The sequence below is a fragment of the Desulfofarcimen acetoxidans DSM 771 genome, from assembly GCF_000024205.1.
Taxonomy (GTDB): Bacteria; Bacillota; Desulfotomaculia; order Desulfotomaculales; family Desulfofarciminaceae; genus Desulfofarcimen; species Desulfofarcimen acetoxidans.
Map to the genome: position 1 here is coordinate 1,109,277 of NC_013216.1, position 14,416 is coordinate 1,123,692.

Genomic DNA, 14,416 nt, shown 5'->3' on the forward strand with positions numbered 1-14,416 from the left:
GGGGGTTAAAATGTGGCTAAAATAGTGGATAAGGTGTTAGGTTTCATGGGTTTTGAAGAAGTTCCTTATGAGGATGAAAAACATCATGAAGAACAAATAATAGAAGAAGTGCCTGTTAGCAGAAGCAGTAAAAGAGGATCTGTGGTTAGTTTGCATACTCAAAAGCAGTCGCATGTGGTTGTAGTGGAGCCTCGTTGCTATGACGAAGTTCAGGGTGTTGCGGATCATTTAAAAAACCGCCGCTCAGTTATTGTTAATTTAGAAAATGCTGATGTTGAATTGGCCAAACGTGTAGTAGATTTTATGTTTGGGACAACCTATGCTTTAAATGGAAATATGCAGAAAGTAAGCAACGGCATTTTTGTTTTTGTGCCAAGTAATGTGGATATAACTGCCGAGATAAGAGAACAACAAAAGGAAAAAGGTTTTTTAAATTGGATGCGCAATGATACAAGGGAGGCCAGGTAGTGAAAATAACCGGTTCTAAGCTTGGTTTTCTTGGCGGCGGAGCTATGGCTGAAGCGTTGATTGCCGGTATAGTCAAGCAGGAATTACTGCCGTGCAGCCAAATTGCCGCAAGCGATCCGAACCAGGCTCGTTTAAGCTGTTTGCAGAAAAAATATTCGGTTGTTGTTTTGAAGGATAACCGTGAATTAGTAAATTTTTCAGATATCATTATTCTGGCAGTTAAGCCTTTTGTGGTGGATAAAATACTGTCGGAGGTTAAGGATATATTCAAGCCGGGTAAATTATTAATATCTATAGCGGCCGGTTTAAAAACAGCTTATCTGGAAGAATTGCTTGACGCGCCTGTTCCGGTAGTGAGGGTGATGCCGAACACTCCCGCGTTAATCGGCTCGGGGATGAGTGCTGTGGCAGCGGGAAAATATGCTGATGAAATAGCTTCTGAAAAAACTTTGGCTATATTTAAGGCTGTCGGCAAGGCTGTTATGCTGGCGGAAAATTTGCTGGACATTGTCACGGGACTAAGCGGCAGTGGCCCGGCTTACATGTATTTAATCCTGGAAGCTTTAAGTGATGCCGGTGTGCGTATGGGTTTGCCACGCGACACGGCCACACTTTTGTCTGCTCAGACCATGATTGGTGCGGCAGGCATGCTAATTGAGACAGGTGAACATGCGGCTGTTTTAAAGGAGCGTGTAACCACTCCGGGAGGAACTACTGCTGCGGGCCTGTTCGCATTGGAAGAAGCGGGAGTGCGCACAGCCTTAATGAAAGCAGTGGAAGCGGCAACGGTTCGATCGCGGGAATTATCAGGCAGGTAAAATAAATCAAGAGGTGCATATATGATCAGAACTTTGGTAGATGTGGTTTTTGAGGTTTACACTGTTATGTTGTTTGTTCGTATCATTCTTTCTTGGATTAAACATAATCCTTATCAACCGGTTATCCGTTTTATCTATGAGATGACAGAACCTTATTTGGCGTTATTCAGACGTATCATACCACCTATAGGTGTAATTGATATTTCACCTATAGCGGCGTTTTTTGCCCTTAGCTTAATAAGGCAATTGTTTGTTATGCTGATCAGGCTAATGGGAATTTACTAGTTTGAAAATCGACGGTGAATACATGCTTGATCGCAGGAAGATGCTTGACCGTATTCGGGACCCGGAAGAAAAGGTTCTGTTAGCTCGTATATTTGATTTGTGCGATAAGGTGAAGAACAATTGCCGCCTGCAGGTTACTGATTTTTATGACCCGCACCGAATGAATCTGATTGCTGCTATGATAGAAAATATGGATTTGAAAATTTTGCTCTGGGGTGGTTATGAAGAGGCGGAGAGAAAGAGAATGCTGCTTGTCCCTGAGCATTACAAGGGAGAATGGCCTTCACTTACTGGCTGCTTGCTGGCTGAGGGAAATTTCAAAACGATTGAAGTTACTCACCGTGATTACCTGGGTGCTTTGCTGGGTCTTGGCATTAAAAGAGAGAAATTGGGTGACATAATTGTTTTGGAAAACGCTGCACAGTTAATAGTGGCGGAGGAAATAAGCGATTTTATTGCAGCTAATTTGGTTAAAATAGGACGTGTTCGGGTTAGTGTTAAAAGAATAAAAGAGCAGGATCTAATTTTGCCTGAGAAAAAGTTTAAGGAAATACGCACTACGGTACCCTCCTTACGCTTTGATGTTATCTGTGGCGAGGGTTTTGGTACGTCCAGATCCAAAATTGCCAGAGAGATAACGGCGGAAAAGATAAATTTAAACTGGCAGTCCTGTTCTGATTTATCACGACCTGTTAAGGAAAAGGATATTATTTCAGCCCGTGGGAGGGGCAGGCTGGAAATATACGAGGTTGGCGGGAAAACAAAAAAGGGCAGGCTAGTGGTTGTTTTGCGTAAATATTTATAAAGTGTTGGAGGTGGCAATCATGCTAACCCCACTGGACATACATAAAAAAGAGTTTCGTCGTGGTTTTCGAGGGTATAATGAACAGGAAGTAGACATGTTTTTGGATCAGTTAGCCAAAGACTATGAAGAGGTATATTCTGCCAACCTGGATTTGAAAGAACAAATTGAAAAATATAAAAATGGTATAGTTAGGTACAAAGAGTTAGAAGATGTAATCAAAGAAACTCTAATTATGGCACAAAAAAATGCCGAAGAGCTAAAGAGTAATACTGAAAAGGAAGTACAGGTCATGCTCCAGGAGTCCAAACTGGAAGCAGAGAGAAAATCATCTGAGGCGGACAGAAAGTCTGAACAAATTCTTCAAGCTGCGGAGAAGAAAGCATCGCAAATGATTAATGAGGCTGAGGTTAGAGTAAAAGAAGCTATGAAGGAATATGAAGATTTATCAAATCAAATCAAATTTTTTAAAATTAGATTTCGCTCCTTTTTAGAACTGCAACTGCAGATGCTGGAAGAGGAACCTCTGAAAAACTCTGAATTGCCGGCTGAAGAGAATTCAACTGTTGAGTTAGAGTATACGTTGGAATTTAATAAGCTGAGAATTGACAATGCTGCTCAGGAAGAACAGCAGGTGATATAAGATGTTGGACATCCGCTCAGTTCAAAACGGTGTGGTTTTTAAGGTTCGGGTGCAGCCGAGGGCTTCGAAAGATCAGGTTGCGGGTCTCTGGGAAGACGCTGTAAAAATTCGTCTTACAGCTCCGCCGGTTGAGGGTGAGGCCAATAGGGCTTTGTGTGATTTTCTGGCTAAACATCTGGGTGTAACGCGAGCGCAGGTGGATTTAGTGACCGGCCAGACAGGACGCAATAAACTGGTCAGGGTTTCCGGTATAACGGCGGAGAGTGTTTTGCAGCGCCTGGGACTCTATAAGAATTGACTTTTAACTGTTTATTGTTTATACTAGCAACATTGAACAAGGTAATATTATTTCGATGATCAGGACGAGTAAATAAGTCTAAAATGTTTTAGAGAGTCCGGGTTGGTGGAAACCGGATACTGAAGCTTATTGAATATCACCTGGGAGATACTTACTGAAGCCATAAATGGGTGTAGGTAGGGTCGGTTAGTCCCGTTACAGACTCGTGGAGCGGTCAGTTGCCGGTAGGCTTTGATTATTAGGGTGGTACCGCGGGTATTTTCCCGTCCCTTTCCGGGGGGCGGTTTTTTCATTTTTACAGGCTATTTTTATTGATAAGAAGAGGTGGTCATAATTGGATTACGGAAAGACAATTAATTTGCCCCAGACTGATTTTCCCATGCGAGCAAATCTACCCAACAGGGAACCGGAAATTCTGAAGTACTGGACAGAGAAAAACATCTACCGGGCGGTACAGGAAAAGAATGAGGGCAAACCCAAATTTATACTGCATGACGGTCCCCCTTATGCCAATGGTGATATTCACCTGGGACACACATTAAATAAAATCTTAAAAGATATTATTGTTAAATATAAGTCGATGACAGGTTATGATGCTCCCTATGTGCCGGGCTGGGATACACATGGTTTGCCTATCGAGCAGCAGGCGATTAAAGCTCTGGGCATTAACAGGCATGAAGTGGATACGGTAGTTTTTCGCAATAAATGCAAGGAGTATGCTCTTAAATTCGTTGGAATTCAAAAGGAAGAGTTTATTCGCCTGGGTGTCAGGGCTGATTGGGATCGTTCTTATGTAACCTTGATGCCTCATTTTGAGGCCAGACAGATTGGCGTGTTCGGTGAAATGGCCAAACGGGGGTATATTTATAAAGGTCTTAAGCCGGTTTATTGGTGCGCCTCCTGTGAAACGGCATTGGCTGAGGCAGAGGTTGAATATCAGGATAAAAAATCCCCGTCTATTTATGTGCGCTTTCCGGTAGCGGACAGCAAGGGGTTATTTCCCTCCGAGAATACCTATCTGGTTATCTGGACAACCACGCCATGGACTATTCCCGGTAACGTGGCAATTTCCCTGCACCCCGAATATTTCTACGTGTTGGTGCAGATAGGGGAAGTAAAATATATAGTAGCTAAAGAATTACTGGCTTCTTTTTTAGAATTGCTAGGTGCTCAAGGGACTGTGTTACAGGAGTTTGCCGGTGCTGAACTGGAGAGAGTGGTATGCCGACATCCTTTGCTGGATAGAGATTCACTGGTTATCTTGGGTGAACACGTAACCTTGGAGCAAGGTACAGGTTGCGTCCATACAGCACCGGGACACGGTCAGGAAGACTTTGAAGCAGCAAAAAAATATGGTTTGCCGGTCATTTCGCCTGTTAATGGAAAAGGAGTCTTTACTGACGAGGGTGGTATTTTCAGCGGCCAGTTTTATCTCAAGGCTAATCAAAGCGTTCTGGATGCGCTTACTGAGAGAGGTCATTTGCTGTTTCAGGCTGAAATCGATCACCAGTACCCTCATTGCTGGCGCTGCAAGAGTTCAATTTTCTTTCGGGCTACTGAGCAGTGGTTTGCTTCTATTGAAGGTTTTCGGCGCCAGGCATTGGAGGAAATTAGGAAGGTTCAGTGGGTTCCTGCCTGGGGCGAAGAGAGAATTTACGGTATGGTAGAGAACCGGGGAGATTGGTGTATTTCACGACAGCGTACCTGGGGTGTGCCCATTCCTATTTTCTATTGCAGCAAGTGCGGTAAAGCTTTGATTAATGACCGGACAATTAAGCACCTACAGGGGCTGTTCAAAGAGCACGGTTCTGATGTTTGGTTTGCCAGGCAAACCGCTGATTTGCTTCCCCCGGACATTGCCTGTCCAGAGTGTTCAGCCGCTGATTTTACTAAAGAAACCGATATTATGGATGTATGGTTTGATTCCGGTTCCAGTCACCTGGCTGTATTGGATGAGAAAACAGTTTGGCCCGAATTGAGTTGGCCGGCGGATCTTTATTTGGAAGGCAGTGACCAGCACAGGGGTTGGTTTAACTCTTCCCTGTCAACTTCTGTGGCTGTAACAGGCCGGGCACCTTACCGGGCTGTATTGACTCACGGTTTTTTGGTGGACGAAAAAGGACGTAAAATGTCCAAATCACTGGGCAACGTGGTCGATCCTCTTAAAGTTATCCAGCAGCTGGGAGCGGATATTTTAAGGCTCTGGGTTAGTTCAGCGGACTATAAGAGCGACCTGGCTGTATCACAAAACATTTTAAAACAGCTCAGTGAGGCTTACCGTAAAATCAGAAATACCTGTCGTTTCTTATTAAGTAATATTTATGACTTTGACCCGTCTGCGGACCAGGTGGCTTATGAAAAAATGGTTGAGCTGGACCGCTGGGCCCTGCTTAAGCTGCACCGGCTGATCGAGAAGGTGTTGAATGCTTATCATGATTACGAGTTCCATGTTGTCTACCATGCTATCCATAATTTCTGCACGGTGGATATGAGCAATCGCTACCTGGATATTATCAAAGACCGCCTGTACACATCTCCTGCTGAATCGCCGGACCGAAGGGCCGCTCAGACAGTCCTTTATCTCATACTGGATGCTCTGGTCAGACTTCTTACTCCTGTACTGGCCTTTACCAGTGAGGAAATCTGGAAACACATGCCCAGAGTGGAGAGCAGGCCTGAGAGTGTTCAACTGGCGGATATGCCCGTAGTAAATGAAGCTTATTTAGATCTGGAATTAGAGGATAAATGGCAGCGCATCATGGCAGTGCGTAACGAAGTCATCCGTATTTTAGAGGGCGCGCGCCAGGAAAAAGTTATTGGCAACTCCCTGGAGGCACAGGTTGACCTTTATTGCGAAAAAGAGTTACATGATTTTTTAGAACCCTTAAAAGATGATTTAGCCGCTATATTTATTGTATCTGTTGCTCGTTTGAGCAATGCCGGCTCGGAAGTGCCTGTCCATGCTGTTGGCTCGGAAATTGTTTCAGGTTTGCATGTAGCTGTGAGCAGGGCTCCGGGGGGCAAGTGTGAGAGATGCTGGATGTATCATATTGCTGTTGGAAATGACTTGGAGCACCCTTCTCTTTGTCCGAGATGTGCCGGAGTTTTGAAAAAATAAATATCTTTAGCATTAAGAACCCCTTCTCATCTGAGAAGGGGTTCTTATGTAATCGGGCACAATGGCAATTGCCTCACCCTGTTAAAGCTATTATGTCCGAGAGCGGACTCAATTATGAGTTAATAAAGTTATCTTCATTTTTTAACAAATTTAAACCTCCAGTAATAGATTAATATGAGGGTGTGGTGTTATCAAACAGGAGGGTTTGTATAATGCAGGAAAATTTGCTCGAAATAGCTAAACAGGTGATTTTAGACTATGACATTAAGCCTTCTGTAGTGGAATTATTTCAGTACGGCAGCATTAAGACGGTTTGGAAGCTATATGATTCCAGTGGTTTATATTGTCTTAAGAGAATGAGATATGATATTGAAAAATGTCTTTTTTCTGTCAACGCACAGAAATATATGCTGGAAAAAGGAGCTAATCTGCCTGATATTGTTGATAATATCCACGGGAGCAGTTGTACGAAATATAAAGGTCAGACCTTTGTTTTATATAAGTGGTTGGCGGGCAGGCAGCTTAAGTTTGAAAAGAAAAGGGACTTGAAACTCCTGGTTAAAGGACTGGCCAGGTTTCACCTGGCTTCTGCCGGTTATACTGCTGGCTCTGAAATATTAATCTCAAGTAAACTGGGCAGGTGGCCGCACCAATACAGTTCTATGCGTGATAGATTGATTAGGTGGAAAGAAACAGCGAGAGGTAAATCCCGGAATAAATTAGGGCGTATTTATTTGGAACAGGCCGACTTTTTTATCAGCTTGGCCGATAAGGCATTGGAGCTGCTTGAAAAATCAGGTTACAGCCAATGGGTGAATGAACTTCAATTAAGAAAAACTCTATGTCATCAGGATTATGGTGAAAGCAATACCTTGTGGACCGGCAAGCAGTTGGTGGTTTTAGATTTAGACGGTGTCGCTTATGACCTGCCGGTCCGCGATTTGAGAAAGCTGATATTCAAGGTTATGCTGCTGAGAAAAGGTTGGCACGAAGATACCTGGCGAAAGATCTTGACCTGGTATGAAGCTGAAAATCCTTTTACAGAAGAGCAGCGAAGGATTTTATTAATCGATTTGCTTTTCCCGCATGAATTTCATAATACCGCTAAAAATCCTTTTCATAAGGGCAAAGAATCCAGTGCCAATAAATTGGCTTTAGTTTCCTCATGGGAGCAGCAAAAAGCGGCATTTTTGAAAAAATTGCTCTAAAAGCAGCTTTCGCTGCTTGTTGCGACAGCAAATTGCGGGGTGAAAATAATGAGTGATGTCAAATCGTTAAGACAAGTGCTGGCCGAGTACGGTTTGGATAATGCGAAGTGCAGCCTTTTAAGTGATAAAGGTAAGAAATCAGTCTGGAAGATTGAGACTAGTAATGGTTATGCTGTCTTAAAAAAGATGCCCGGTTCACCTTCGAGAACGTCCTGGTTGGCCCGTGCAGTTGATCATTTGGGGCGCTCGGGTGTTAATCTTGCCCCGTTAATTCCATCCTTGAAGGGCAGTCTCTCTGTTACTGCAGATCAGTCCGGTTTTATTTTATACCGCTGGTTGAGCGGCAGGCAGCCTGAATTTAACCGTGATCTTGATGCTATACTGGAGTCTATGGCTTGCTTTCACCGGGGAGGGAAAGGTTTTCAATTAAGTCCTGAAGAGCATATGCGTTCGCATCTGGGCAAATGGCAGGATGACTACGCAAAGAAGAGGATAATCTTAACACAGATAAGGGATGAAAAATGCCATATAATGTTTGATAAATTTTCCCGACAGGTGTTTAAATACATTAATCACTTTATTGACAAAATTGTCCGAATGGAAAAGCAGCTTAAAGCATCCTGTTACAAGGAATGGGTTAACCGACTGGGCGTGAATACATGTTTCTGCCACCAGGATTTTTCTCCGAAAAACCTGCGTTGGCATGAGGGTAAAGTTTATATATTCGATTATGATTCTCTTACTCTGGATATACCGGCCAGGGATATTCGTAAGTTAATTAATAAGCTGATGAAGAAAAAGTCTCTCGACAAGATACTGCTTAATAATATTTACCAACTCTACAACAAGTATAATCAAATAACTGAAAGTGAGTGGCGTGTTGTCTTAACTGATTTGCTGTTTCCACATCTGTTTTATGGTATTGTTACCAAGTATTATTTTAAACGTGCACAGGATTGGTCAAAAGAAAAATATATCAAAAAGTTAGAGAGTATGATCAATGTTGAGCTGGAAAAAGATATTGTTCTGTCCGGCCTAATTTGAGAGACGGTGATTGATTTTGCGCATTGCTTTAATATCAAGTGAGAAATTACCCGTGCCGCCTGTCCGGGGAGGGGCTATTCAACAGTACATTGAAGGTATATTACCTTATTTACGCGAAAAGCATGAGATTACTGTATATTGCATCAGTGACCTGTCCTTAAAAAACTATGAGATTGTTGATGGGGTTACCTATATTAGGTTGCCGGCCAGAAGTAAGGATGAGTATTTTAATTTGGTAACTCGCTTGCTGGCAGAGTTTAATTACGATATTGTGCATGTATTTAACAGGCCAAGGCCAATAAAAAAGTACTGGCAGTCAGCACCTGACAGTAAATATATAATCAGTGTGCATAATGAAATGTTTGCCAGTAAGAAGATTTCAAAGAACGATGCCAAAGAGTGTATTGAGCAGGTTAGTGCTATTGTTACAATAAGTGATTTTATACAAAGGGGTATTTTAAAAAAATATCCCCAGGCAGAAGGAAAAATCCGTACAATTTACTCAGGTGTTAACTTGCAGCAGTATCAGCCTGTTTGGTCACCGGCGGCTCAAGAAATAAGAAAGCGGATTAAAAGTGAATATGGTATAAATAATGCCAGAATAATTCTATACGTAAGCCGTTTTTCACCCAAGAAAGGTTCACATCTGGTGCTGCAGGCTATGGAAGAAGTTATTAAAGAGAACAGACAGACTGTATTGCTGGTAGTTGGCAGCAAGTGGTATGGCACGGACCGGGTTGATGATTATGTTTCCTACATTTACAGTTTGGCTAAGAAAATTCAGGGTCATATTGTTTTTACCGGCTTTGTTCCTCCGGCGGATATTCATAAGTACTATGCCTGCGGGGACATCTTTGTCTGTGCATCTCAATGGGAAGAACCCCTGGCCAGAGTTCATTATGAAGCAATGGCAGCCGGGTTGCCTGTTATTACCACCAACCGGGGCGGCAATCCGGAAGTTGTCAAAGGTTACCGAAACGGTTTAGTGCTGTCGGATTATGATAGTCCCGAGCAATTTGCGGCAGCGATTAATTTTTTATTGAAGAGGCCGGAGCTGGCCAGAGAGTTAGGACTAAACGGCAGGTGCCTGGCAGAAGCTCGCTTTGGTTATTCCCGGGTGGCTGAAGATGTTTTAAAACTGTACGAGGAGATGTAATTACGCCCGTTCAGGGTTTTTTAGCAGCATAACAGGCATAATATTTTGTTCTGGCCTGCTCATAAGTGTAGTTGTTTCTTCCCAGACTTCCTTCAATCTGGTATAATCTTCAGCTGTTAATAAAGGATCGTTGCCGTTTTGATAATCGGCTATAGCTTTTTCTACCGCAAGAACCCTGTAGCGCAGCATACCGGCGGCAGGATAAGTATCCACCCAAACAGGGATGTAATCTATATTTTTGAGATGGGTTTTATTTTGCTCAAGATTCTTTTCAAAGGTGAGGTTTAAAATTATACCCGAGTCAGAATACTGCCAGCGCTGGTTGGAAATGAAGTTGCCCAGCGAATATATAATGAACTTTTCTCCTTCCCTTTCCATCGGCTGCAGCACATGCACGTGATCTCCCAGGATGATGTCGGCTCCGGCATCAAAAACTTGCCGGGCCAATTTTTTTTGATTTTCTGTGGGGTAACGCTTGTATTCAGTTCCGAAGTGCAAGTATACGATAACTATGTCTGCTCGGTTGCTTATCAGACTGGCGATATCTTTTTTTATAATGTCCAAATTAATCAAGTTTACGCCAAAGTCCTTACCCTCCGGAACGGGCAAGCCGTTAGTTGTTTCGGTATAGTTCAGAAAACCTAGTTTTATGCCTTTGATGTCTTTAATTAATAAGTTATCTCTTTCCTCAGGGCTGCGCGCGTTGCCGATATATTGCATGCCAGCCTGTTCCAGGTTATTCATGGTGGTTATAAGACCATTCCAACCCATGTCCAGGCAATGGTTGTTGGCCAGAGTAATAATGTCTATACCGAGCTTCTTCAAATCTACAGCTAAATCCGCCGGGCAGTTGAAGAGAGGGTAGCCCGAATATCCTTTTTCCGGACCCGCCAGTCTAGTTTCTAAATTCCCAATGGTCAGGTCAGAGTCCTGCAAGTATTCTTCTACCGGTGCAAAAACAGGTTGAAAGTTATAAGCTTTTGTATTGTTGTCATAGGCAGATTTAATAATAGGCAAATGCATTAAGAAATCGCCGATAGAAGTTAATTTAACCGTTACAGTATTATTTATAGCAGCGTTTTTTTGTTCAGTTAGTACTGAAATATTATCAGTGTTAAATATATGTAGTGAAATAGGAAAAAATATAATTGATGCAATTAATATAACAAAAAATACCAGCAGCTTTATTTTCAATTATTTCACCTCACTATTAATCATTGATAAGTATAACATAGTAACCGTTATGCCAGTTAATAATATATTTCCACGTAATGCAGTCTGATTCCTTTATAAGTAAAAAATAAGTTAACTTAATCATAACATAAACTCTTGCATAGTTTAAAAATTATCTGGTAAAATTCATTTAACCTTAATATTGGGTTAATTGAATTGTTTTATTAGTATAAAGTGGGGGGAAGAATGAATCGACTGCATGAGAGATTAGTTCAAAAAATTTTTTTACTGAGTGCCGTTACCGGCATATTTATTATTTTTTTAATACTATTTTTCATTTTTGGAGAAGGTTTGCCTGTCTTACAAAAATACGGTTTGACTCATTTTATCTTCAACAATACCTGGCATCCCACTAAAAATGAGTTTGGTTTATTGTCCATGATTCTTGGATCTTTTTACGTTACTCTGGGAGCCTTGCTGCTGGGTGTACCGATAAGTATAGGTTGTGCAATTTACATGGCGGAAATTGCTCCTAATTGGTTTTCTAAAGCTGTTCGGCCTTTGATTGAATTGTTGGCCGGTATCCCATCGGTAGTCTATGGATTTTACGGTCTGGTTGTTATTGTGCCGCTGATTATGAATTATTTGGGAGGGCGCGGTTTGAGTATGCTGGCGGCTTCTTTTGTGCTGGGCATGATGATATTGCCGACAGTTATCAATGTTTCGGAGGATGCTATTCGTGCCGTTCCCAGAGAGTACCGCGAAGGCTCGTGTGCATTAGGGGCCGGTCTCTGGCAGACTATCTATAAAGTTGTACTGCCTACGGCTAGACCAGGAATAATTGCGGCTGTGGTGTTAGGTATGGGCAGAGCTGTCGGAGAGACTATGGCTGTTATACTGGTAGCCGGCAATGCTACGGCTATACCGGGTTCGCCTTTGGGTATGGTGCGAACACTAACAGGCAATATAGCTATTGAAATGGGTTACGCTGCCGGGGATCATGCCAAGGCTTTATTTGCTACCGGCATTATACTTATAATTATAATTATGTTTTTGAACACTATGATTTCTTTAATTCCAGGTAAGGCAGGGGGCAAATAATATATGCGCAGGCCCGTATATATTCAGGAAAAAATAGCCAGGCTGTTATTGTTTATCTCAGTATTGTTAACACTGGGTGTTCTAAGCGCAATAATTTTTCATATTTTTTATCATGGAGTGAGTGGTCTTAGCTGGGAGTTTTTAACCCAAACCCCTAGAAATATGGGAAGGGACGGAGGAGTTTTTCCAGCTATTGTGGGAACAGTCTATGTTGTTCTTATTGCAGTGTTGGTTGCTGCACCGGTCGGAGTGTTTGCTGCTGTTCACCTGGCGGAATACTCAAGAATGGGAATTTGGGTAGGCGTAATCAGATATGCGGTTAATACTTTGGCAGCCATACCGTCAATTGTTTTTGGCTTATTTGGTTTTACCTTCCTTGTAATTTATTTAAAGCTTGGCTGGAGCGTGTTATCCGGCGGCCTAACTTTAGCCATGATGATTTTACCCACTATTATGAGAACGACAGAGGAATCAATTAAAACAGTACCTGATGCTTATCGAGAAGGGAGTCTGGCGCTGGGTGCTACGAAGTGGCAAACTATTCGTTTGGTGGTATTGCCAAACGCGCTGCCGGGAATATTAACCGGTATAATACTTGGTATCGGAAGATCTGTCGGGGAAACAGCGGCAGTTCTTATGACTGCCGGTAGTTCCCTGCAGGTACCTCAATCCGTTTTCGATCCGGTTAGAACGCTTTCTTTGCATTTGTATTTGCTGGCCTTTGAGGGCATCTCTTTTGAAAAGGCTTATGCCACTGCTGCAGTATTAATGATTATTGTTTTTGTTACTAATTTCCTAATTAGTTTTGTTATACAAAAAATGCTGATCAAAAATACAAGGGAATCTAATTAAAATAATTCACACTACTGGTACATTTTTATACTTTACAGTTGTTTTAATTTTGGTTAAAATAAATGCTAATTTAATTATTCGCTAATGATTGATACAATTATTATAAGAGAGGAAGGTGTTTATATGGTAAAAGTAACGGAAGAAAATGAGGAAGTTGTGGTTAAGGGTATTATTATTAATCACCACTTTCGAACATTGAGAGATTTTCTGGAGAATTATTCGATGACTCATAATCGGATTATCCTTAATCTAAAAGATTTGGAATTGATAGATGATAATGGTGCCAAAGAGTTAATGGCTTTAGCCGGTAATTTAATAAAAAAAGGCAAGCACTTTGCTATTACCAAGATGTCGGATAAGGTAATGAGTAAATTTTACCAATTAGGTGCCAAGGTTTGGTTGAGTAAGAATCTTTTAAGTAAAGTTGGTTAAACCTTAGGAGGGGTTTTATGTATAATTGCTTTCTGCCCGGATTAAGTAAACCTGAAATAAGAAATTTATCAACTAATATAGAATTATATACAGCAATGACTAAAACCCTATCCAGTTATAGGTTTTTTTTATTTTTACCTGTTCTTGTGTTCACAAGAACAAGCAATAAAGTTTTGTAATAATTATTTAAAGGTCGGTTAAAGTGGCTTTATTTTTTTTTCCTGATAGGTTAAAATTAAAGCTACAATTTTAGACAGAGAGCATTTTTTTTAATTTCTAATGACAGAAAATTTAAGCAATTCAGAACAATCTATTGGAGAGGGGTAAATAAATTTGTTAATTGAAAGAAAGGATGAAATTGTCAGATTGAATGGTCACGTCCTGACAGTCCGGGTGATTAAAGACATTGAAGCTATAATTACGGACCCGGATGATGAGGATAAGGTCCCTCTTTGGGCTGATATATGGCCAGCAGCCAGAGGTATGGCCCAGTATATTTGGGAGTATATAAATTTTACTGATAAACAGGTGTTAGAGTTAGGTGCCGGGGTGGGACTGAGCGGAGTTGTTGCAGCTTTAAAGGGTGCAAAACTTACGGTAACTGATTATAATGAACAAGCGCTTAATTTGACTCAGGAAAATTTGATTTTAAACGGTATTAAGGATGCAGAAAGTTTTTTAGGCGATTGGAGAAGTTTTGCATTGGAAAAACAATTTGATTGGATTATTGGTTCAGATGTTTTGTATGATCCCAAATTGAATAGTCATATTCTGGACATTATTAAGAAAAATTTGTTGCCGGAAGGAAAGTTGTTATTTTCCCATCCTGGTCGCCTGCCTACTTATGAATTTATAGACTATATAGTCAATGAAGATTTTCAGGAGAACAGAATGCAAATACCTGTGGAAATAGATGATCCGTTTTTTCCCTATTATAATATCTCGGTTCATTTATTGAGTCGATAAAATTACGTTTTTTATAGCATAATATATTTATAGAAACTGCTTTAGGGGGTAT

Annotated in this window: 15 protein-coding genes and 1 other annotated feature; of the genes, 14 read left to right on the top strand and 1 reads right to left on the bottom strand. The window is 41.4% G+C overall.

Going from position 1 to position 14,416, the window contains the following annotated elements:
* The first annotated feature begins 12 nt into the window (after nt 1–12).
* The 10 genes from DTOX_RS05200 (at nt 13) to DTOX_RS05245 (ending at nt 9,840) form a co-directional block, all read left to right on the top strand.
* Entirely contained in the window at nt 13–468 is a 456-nt protein-coding gene (locus DTOX_RS05200) for a cell division protein SepF (protein ID WP_015756684.1), read from the top strand.
* Entirely contained in the window at nt 468–1,286 is an 819-nt protein-coding gene (proC, locus tag DTOX_RS05205) for a pyrroline-5-carboxylate reductase (RefSeq protein WP_015756685.1), read from the top strand. Before DTOX_RS05200 ends, proC begins: the two co-directional genes overlap by 1 nt.
* A 21-nt stretch (nt 1,287–1,307) precedes the next feature.
* Nucleotides 1,308–1,571 carry a YggT family protein gene (locus tag DTOX_RS05210; RefSeq protein WP_015756686.1) on the top strand — a complete coding sequence of 88 codons (264 nt, stop codon included), beginning with the start codon at nt 1,308–1,310 and terminating at the stop codon, nt 1,569–1,571.
* Nucleotide 1,572: 1 nt separating this feature from the next.
* Nucleotides 1,573–2,376, top strand: coding sequence for a YlmH family RNA-binding protein (locus tag DTOX_RS05215; protein WP_015756687.1), 804 nt, complete (start codon nt 1,573–1,575; stop codon nt 2,374–2,376).
* A 19-nt stretch (nt 2,377–2,395) separates the two neighbouring features.
* A complete protein-coding gene (locus DTOX_RS05220) occupies nt 2,396–3,016 on the top strand; it encodes a DivIVA domain-containing protein (protein ID WP_015756688.1) in 621 nt (206 codons plus the stop codon).
* 1 nt (nt 3,017) lies between these two features.
* Nucleotides 3,018–3,314 (top strand): DUF167 domain-containing protein, encoded by a 297-nt coding sequence (locus DTOX_RS05225; protein ID WP_015756689.1) that lies wholly within the window; start codon nt 3,018–3,020, stop codon nt 3,312–3,314.
* A 46-nt stretch (nt 3,315–3,360) separates the two neighbouring features.
* Nucleotides 3,361–3,588, top strand: a binding site (T-box leader).
* A 60-nt stretch (nt 3,589–3,648) separates the two neighbouring features.
* Nucleotides 3,649–6,432, top strand: coding sequence for an isoleucine--tRNA ligase (gene ileS / locus DTOX_RS05230; protein WP_015756690.1), 2,784 nt, complete (start codon nt 3,649–3,651; stop codon nt 6,430–6,432).
* Between the two features lie 212 nt (nt 6,433–6,644).
* Nucleotides 6,645–7,640, top strand: coding sequence for a CotS family spore coat protein (locus tag DTOX_RS05235; protein ID WP_015756691.1), 996 nt, complete (start codon nt 6,645–6,647; stop codon nt 7,638–7,640).
* A gap of 48 nt (nt 7,641–7,688) precedes the next feature.
* Nucleotides 7,689–8,684: a CotS family spore coat protein gene (locus DTOX_RS05240; RefSeq protein ID WP_015756692.1), complete on the top strand. Its 996-nt coding sequence runs from the start codon at nt 7,689–7,691 to the stop codon at nt 8,682–8,684.
* A 10-nt stretch (nt 8,685–8,694) separates the two neighbouring features.
* Nucleotides 8,695–9,840 carry a glycosyltransferase family 4 protein gene (locus DTOX_RS05245; RefSeq protein ID WP_015756693.1) on the top strand — a complete coding sequence of 382 codons (1,146 nt, stop codon included), beginning with the start codon at nt 8,695–8,697 and terminating at the stop codon, nt 9,838–9,840.
* Here DTOX_RS05245 and DTOX_RS05250 read toward each other — a convergent pair whose 3' ends face one another.
* Nucleotides 9,841–11,034: a CapA family protein gene (locus tag DTOX_RS05250; RefSeq protein ID WP_015756694.1), complete on the bottom strand. Its 1,194-nt coding sequence runs from the start codon at nt 11,032–11,034 to the stop codon at nt 9,841–9,843.
* 225 nt (nt 11,035–11,259) lie between these two features.
* Between DTOX_RS05250 and pstC the strand changes: the two genes are divergently transcribed.
* From pstC to DTOX_RS05270, 4 genes are all read left to right on the top strand, one after another.
* Nucleotides 11,260–12,114 carry a phosphate ABC transporter permease subunit PstC gene (pstC, locus tag DTOX_RS05255; protein ID WP_015756695.1) on the top strand — a complete coding sequence of 285 codons (855 nt, stop codon included), beginning with the start codon at nt 11,260–11,262 and terminating at the stop codon, nt 12,112–12,114.
* A gap of 3 nt (nt 12,115–12,117) precedes the next feature.
* Entirely contained in the window at nt 12,118–12,966 is an 849-nt protein-coding gene (gene pstA, locus DTOX_RS05260; RefSeq protein WP_015756696.1) for a phosphate ABC transporter permease PstA, read from the top strand.
* A 123-nt stretch (nt 12,967–13,089) separates the two neighbouring features.
* Entirely contained in the window at nt 13,090–13,398 is a 309-nt protein-coding gene (locus DTOX_RS05265) for an STAS domain-containing protein (protein WP_042315434.1), read from the top strand.
* Between the two features lie 333 nt (nt 13,399–13,731).
* Entirely contained in the window at nt 13,732–14,364 is a 633-nt protein-coding gene (locus DTOX_RS05270; RefSeq protein ID WP_015756699.1) for a class I SAM-dependent methyltransferase, read from the top strand.
* Nucleotides 14,365–14,416: the final 52 nt, after the last annotated feature.